This is a genomic window from Rhodomicrobium udaipurense JA643 (assembly GCF_000636015.1).
Taxonomy (GTDB): domain Bacteria; phylum Pseudomonadota; class Alphaproteobacteria; order Rhizobiales; family Rhodomicrobiaceae; genus Rhodomicrobium; species Rhodomicrobium udaipurense.
Window position 1 is genome coordinate 1 of sequence record NZ_JFZJ01000189.1, and the last position, 3,892, is coordinate 3,892.

The 3,892-nt window shown below is 65.6% G+C and carries 4 protein-coding genes; 2 read left to right on the top strand and 2 right to left on the bottom strand.

Features of this window, described 5'->3' with window-relative positions; genetic code table 11:
* Window positions 1-180: glutamine amidotransferase-related protein (locus tag T281_RS16480; RefSeq protein ID WP_037242060.1), on the top strand; the 180-nt coding region annotated here is incomplete at its 5' end.
* Window positions 181-249: 69 nt separating this feature from the next.
* Window positions 250-1,086, top strand: coding sequence for a 3-deoxy-8-phosphooctulonate synthase (gene kdsA / locus T281_RS16485; RefSeq protein WP_037242063.1), 837 nt, complete (start codon window positions 250-252; stop codon window positions 1,084-1,086).
* 23 nt (window positions 1,087-1,109) lie between these two features.
* Here kdsA and rsmB read toward each other — a convergent pair whose 3' ends face one another.
* Together rsmB and htpX are read right to left on the bottom strand one after the other, a co-directional pair.
* Window positions 1,110-2,387, bottom strand: coding sequence for a 16S rRNA (cytosine(967)-C(5))-methyltransferase RsmB (rsmB, locus tag T281_RS16490; protein ID WP_052037606.1), 1,278 nt, complete (start codon window positions 2,385-2,387; stop codon window positions 1,110-1,112).
* Between the two features lie 245 nt (window positions 2,388-2,632).
* Window positions 2,633-3,616, bottom strand: a complete 984-nt coding sequence (gene htpX, locus T281_RS16495) for a zinc metalloprotease HtpX (protein WP_037242067.1) — start codon at window positions 3,614-3,616, stop codon at window positions 2,633-2,635.
* Window positions 3,617-3,892 lie beyond the last annotated feature (276 nt).

Sequence of the window (3,892 nt, forward strand, 5' to 3'; positions counted from 1 at the left end):
GGGCTTCGGTTCTCGGGCCTGTCGCCGGACAAAAGCCTGCCCGAAATCATCGAGATCCCGGATCACCCGTGGTTCATCGGCGTGCAGTTCCACCCGGAACTGAAATCGCGGCCGTTCGAGCCGCACCCGTTGTTCTCGTCGTTCATCGCGGCGGCCGTGGCGCAAAGCCGCCTCGTTTAAGACTATAAATGTCGAGGCGAAGCCGAACGCGCCGCGCCCGCAGCGGACTTCTCGAAACGAGGCTCATCCATGACCTTGCAATCGCCCAACAGTGTCGTCGATATTCGCGGGGTGCGCATCGGCAACGCGCTGCCGCTCGCGCTGTTCGCGGGGCCGTGCCAGCTCGAAAGCCGCGCGCACGCGCTCGAAATGGCGTCGGCGCTGAAGGAGATCGCGGCCCGCCTCGGCCTCGGCCTCGTGTTCAAGACGAGCTTCGACAAGGCTAACCGCACGAGCGCTAACGCGAAGCGCGGCCTCGGTCTCGATGCCGCGCTGCCGATCTTCGCCGAAATCCGCGAGAGCCTTGGCCTCCCCATCGTGACGGATGTGCATGAGGCATCGCAATGCGCGCGCGTCGCCGAAGCGGTGGACGTGCTGCAAATTCCCGCCTTCCTCTGCCGCCAGACGGACCTGCTTATCGCCGCCGCTGAAACGGGCCGCGTGGTGAAGGTGAAAAAGGGCCAGTTTCTCGCGCCGTGGGACATGAAAAACGTTGTCGAGAAGGTGATCGCGGCGGGCAACCCGAACGTGCTCTTAACCGAGCGCGGCGCGAGCTTCGGCTACAACACGCTCGTCACCGACATGCGCGCGCTACCGATCCTCGCCGAGACGGGCGCGCCGGTGGTGTTCGACGCGACGCATTCGGTGCAGCAGCCCGGCGGACAGGGCACCTCGACGGGCGGCGACCGGCGCTTCGTGCCGGTGCTGGCGCGCGCCGCTGTGGCGGTGGGCGTCGCGGCGGTGTTCATCGAGACGCATCAAGACCCGGATCACGCGCCGTCAGACGGGCCAAACATGGTGCCGCTCGGCGAGCTTGAGGCGTTGCTGCGCAATCTTCAAGCGTTCGACCGGCTCGCGAAGGCGTAAGGTGGCGGCGCGACGGTCGCCAATCAGCTCCGTGTCAATCGCGCCGCGAAAAAGCCGTCCATGCCACCCGCGTGAAACGGTAGCGTGCGGAGGCATCCGTTCGGCGTGACCACCTCTGGCGGAAGGTTGAGCTCCACCGCATCGATGGGCAGCAGCCGCACGTCGGCGCGGTCGGCCAAGAGCGCCGCGATCTGCGCCTCGCCTTCCTCCGGTTCGAGCGAGCATGTGGCGAAAACGAGCGTGCCGCCCGGCGCAAGCAGCGTCAGCGCGTGCGCGAGAAGCCGCTTCTGCACGCGGGCGAGTGCTGCGATGTCCTCAGCCGTCTTTAGGTAAGCGATGTCGGGATTGCGGCGGATGGTGCCTGTCGCGGAGCATGGTGCATCGAGGAGGATGGCGTCGAAGCGGTCCTTCGGCTGCCATTCGCCGACATTGGCCTTCACGATTTCGACGGAAAGGCCGAGCCGCGCGGCGTTTTCGCCAAGCCGCCGCAGCCGCGACGCCGAAATATCGACCGACGTCACTTGGGCACCCGCCGCCGCAAGCTGGGCCGTCTTGCCGCCCGGCGCTGCGCAGAGGTCCGCCACGCGCCCGCCCGCAATATCGGCGAGCAACAGCGCCGGGATCCCGGCGGCGGCATCCTGCACCCACCACGCGCCTTCTGCGTAACCTTCGATTTCCTCCACGCGGCCCTTGTGCGACAGCCGCACCGATCCCCACGGCAGCACCTCGCCCTCAAGCTTCGCTGCCCATTCCGCGGCATCGGCCTTCACGCTGAGGTCGAGCGGCGGCTCTTCCAGATGCGCGCCCGCGATCTCGCGCGCCGTCGCCTCGCCGTAGGCTGCCACCCAGCGCTCCCAAAGCCATGCGGGCGTGTTGAGCACGGCGGCATCCTGCTCGCTCAAGATCGCGGCCTTGTTCTCGCTCACACGCCTCAGCACCGCGTTGATGAGCCCGCCGAGGTGGCGGCTGAAACGCGACGCCTTCGCCTGCTCCACGGCCAGCCCGATGGCGGCATGCGGCGCGACATCCATGAACGCAAGCTGCGTCGCGCCCGCGATGAGGATGGCGCGGGCCTCGAAGGCATCGGCTGCGAGCGGCTTTTCGAGAAAGCGCGCGAGCATGTCCTCGACCTGGCCGAGGCGGCGCAGCGCAATGGTGGCGATGGCGCGGGCGAAGGCGCGGTCGCGCGATTCCATAGCCGCGAAGGCGTCACGCGCGGACGATCCGGCGAAGGCTTCGTCGAAGGACTGGTGGTCGTGCAGCACCGACTTCAGAAGGAATACGGCGAGACGGCGCGCCATCAGCCCTGACGATGCACCACTCGCAGGCGCGTGTTGATCGGAGTCGGTCTTTCTCGAAGAAGGTTTCGGCGCCACGAACGGGCCTTTCGCGTTTGTTCGAAGCGGAACGCCGCTTCAATGAAGGTCCGCACTTATGGGCAAAAGCGGTGCGTCGCACAATGACGCTTTGACCTACGACGCGCAGGAGTTCGATCAAATTGCCATCTTCGCGCAAATTCCGAAAGGAACACGGGTTCCCGAAGGCGTCAGGATGAGCGGTTCCACGGCCCTACCTGGAACGGCCGGCGGCCGGAGCGCGGACGCTGCTGCCACGGACCGCTTCCGACCGCGCCATCCTCGAAGCCCGGAACGGGAGACATATGCGCCGCCGTCGGCTCCTGCGTGTCACCCATCTGCCGCGCCTGCTCCACGAGTGCCGCGACGCGGTTCGCCGTGTTCGGGTGCGTGGAGAACAGATTGTCCATGCCCTGCCCCGACAGCGGATTGATGATGTACAGCTGCGCGCTCGCCGGGTTGCGCTCGGCCTGCTGGTTCGGGATCTGATGCGCGGCCTGCTCGATCTTCTGCAACGCGGACGCGAGCCACAGCGGACGCTGACAGATTTCGCCGCCGTCCTTGTCGGCCACATATTCGCGCGAGCGGCTGATCGCCATCTGGATGACGGCCGCCGCCAGAGGCGCAACGATCACCGAAAGCAGCGTGCTGATGATGCCACCGCCGTTGTTGTCGCGGTTGCCGCCGAAGAACATGCCGAAATTCGCGAGCATGGAGATCGCGCCTGCGATGGTGGCGGCAATCGTCATGATGAGCGTATCACGGTTCTTGATGTGCGCCAGTTCATGCGCGAGAACGCCCGCCACTTCCTCCTTGCTCATGATGCGCAGGAGGCCCGCCGACGCAGCAACCGCCGCGTTTTGCGGGTTACGTCCCGTCGCGAACGCGTTCGGCTGGTCGGTGTGGATGATATAGACCTTCGGCATTGGCAGGTTTGCATTCGCCGCGAGCTGCCGCACGATGGAATAAAGCTCGGGTGCGGTGCGCTCGTCCACCTCCTCGGCGCCCTGCTGGGCGAGCACCATCTTGTCGGAGTTCCAGTAGGCGAAGATGTTCATCCCGCCCGCGATCAGGAACGCGATGAGCATGCCCGTCTGGCCGCCGATGAGAAAGCCGATCGCCATGAAAAGCGCCGTCAACGCGGCGAGCAAGAGCATGGTGCGGAAGAAATTCATGGGCTTCGTTGCCTCTGTCGTCCAGGTTTCGTTTATGCATGATAGTCGCAAAACCGGTGTTCCACCTTTGCGGATCATGCGTCGTTGTTTTGGTGCCTGCTTCGGCAGCTCCGGGTTATTTCGGTATTGCCGCCTGTTCCCGCAAGACCATTCCCCTACGGCAGAATGGCGCGAAACCGTCAGCCTACGAACGGGAAACGCCGGAGCGGGGCAACCGTTCCGGCGTTCGGGTTTTCGATAGCGATCCGCGCAGAAGGCGGCGCTGCGGTGCAAGAT

Bases quoted from the DNA above. Each gene is read 5' to 3' on its own strand.
- htpX (WP_037242067.1), bottom strand. From the start codon at position 3,616: ATGAATTTCTTCCGCACCATGCTCTTGCTCGCCGCGTTGACGGCGCTT.
- rsmB (WP_052037606.1), bottom strand. From the start codon at position 2,387: ATGGCGCGCCGTCTCGCCGTATTCCTTCTGAAGTCGGTGCTGCACGAC.
- kdsA (WP_037242063.1), top strand. From the start codon at position 250: ATGACCTTGCAATCGCCCAACAGTGTCGTCGATATTCGCGGGGTGCGC.